At 60.1% G+C, this 1,527-nt stretch carries 1 protein-coding gene; it reads left to right on the top strand.

Features of this window, described 5'->3' with window-relative positions; translation table 11 throughout:
• Nucleotides 1–384 precede the first annotated feature (384 nt).
• On the top strand, nucleotides 385–1,440 hold the full coding sequence (locus ACFP2V_RS35295) for an alpha/beta fold hydrolase (RefSeq protein WP_381219636.1): 1,056 nt from the start codon (nucleotides 385–387) through the stop codon (nucleotides 1,438–1,440).
• Nucleotides 1,441–1,527: the final 87 nt, after the last annotated feature.

Genomic DNA, 1,527 nt, shown 5'->3' with positions numbered 1-1,527 from the left:
GCACTGCCACGAGCAACCCTTCTCACCTGCACTGTTGCTTCGAGGCTATGACACCGCCCCGTCCCCAATACTTTCCCTGGCGCCCGGCGCATAGTCGCCACTGGCATCGGTCGAATGCAATCAGGTCATGCCGATCGGCGTGGCCGCCCCGCGGAAAATGTATCGGAGCGCTGAATCACTCTGACGGAGCAGCGTATGACTCACCGCTGTTGCACCGTCACTCTGACGGGTGTTGGGTGACAACGAGGAGGTGTCGAAGCAGAGGTCCGCGGAGACGCATCGTCCCCCGCACTCGGACGTCGATCGAATGCGATTACCGACGCTTTCGCTGCGTCACACCGTTCACCGACCTGTCAGTGTCGCCTCAAACGAGGAGATTCACCGATGGAAATACCCGAGGGAATCGCACAAACCCGTCGCCACTTCCTTGGCGCCACTGCCGCGGCTGCTGTGGCGGCCCAACTCGGCATGACTGGTGAAGCACAAGAGCAGTCCAAAATGGGAAAACCTGTGGTGTCTCCCGGAGCCAATCCTGGGGCTGGCGCATCCTTTGGCCCAGTGAAGCAGATCAATGTCGGGGACCTGGACGTGGGATACGTCGAAGCCGGACCTGCGAACGGACGGCCGGTCATACTGCTCCACGGTTGGCCTTACGACATTCACAGCTATGTTGCGGTCACGCCCTTGCTCGCAGGGAAGGGGTACAGGGTGGTCGTCCCTTATCTGCGCGGCCATGGCACAACGCGATTCCTTTCAAGGAAAACACCCAGGAACGCCCAACAAGCGGCGTTCGCTCTCGACATCATCGCCCTGATGGACGCTCTCAAGATTGACAGGGCCATCCTCGCCGGCTACGACTGGGGGGCACGGACGGCCGACATCATCGCGGCTCTTTGGCCGGAGCGCTGCAAGGCACTGATCTCTGTCACCGGCTATCTGATCGTCAATGTCGAAGCCAACAAGCTGCCGACGCCACCGAAGAGTGAATGGGCATGGTGGTACCAGTATTACTTCGCCACGGAGAGAGGCGTGCTGGGCCTCAAGGAGTACCGACACGATTTGGCCAAGCTGGTGTGGAAGTTCAACTCTCCGACGTGGAACTTCGACGAGGCGACCTTCGACCGCACGGCAGCGGCTTTCAACAACCCCGATTACGTCAGCATCGTGATCGATAACTATCGCTGGCGGCTTGGCTTGACCAAGGGTGAGCCCCAGTACGAAGCCATCGAAAAACGCCTAGCTGCGGCCCCGGTCATCAAGGTGCCGACGATCACCATTGACGGAGCACACGATCCATTCACACCTCCGGGAAATGGATCGGCCTATCGCAAGAAGTTCGCGGGTAAATACGCGCACCAGACCCTCAAGGTAGGACACAACGTTCCGCAGGAGGCTCCGCAGGCCTTCGCAAAGGCTGTCGTCGAAGTCGATGGATTCTGATCGCGTGACCAAACCTGCGCTCCCCGGGCGTAAGCATTCAGAAGGTGGTCGGCGGTCGCGTTGCCTGACGATGTGACAGGCAGTGGG

Source organism: Streptomyces incanus (assembly GCF_042656345.1).
Classification (GTDB): Bacteria; Actinomycetota; Actinomycetes; order Streptomycetales; family Streptomycetaceae; genus Streptomyces; species Streptomyces incanus.
The sequence above is the reverse complement of the archived record's forward strand: the minus strand, read 5'-3'. Positions and strand labels throughout refer to the sequence as shown.

Coding starts and splice junctions, on each gene's coding strand:
- ACFP2V_RS35295 (WP_381219636.1), top strand. CDS start 385: ATGGAAATACCCGAGGGAATCGCACAAACCCGTCGCCACTTCCTTGGC.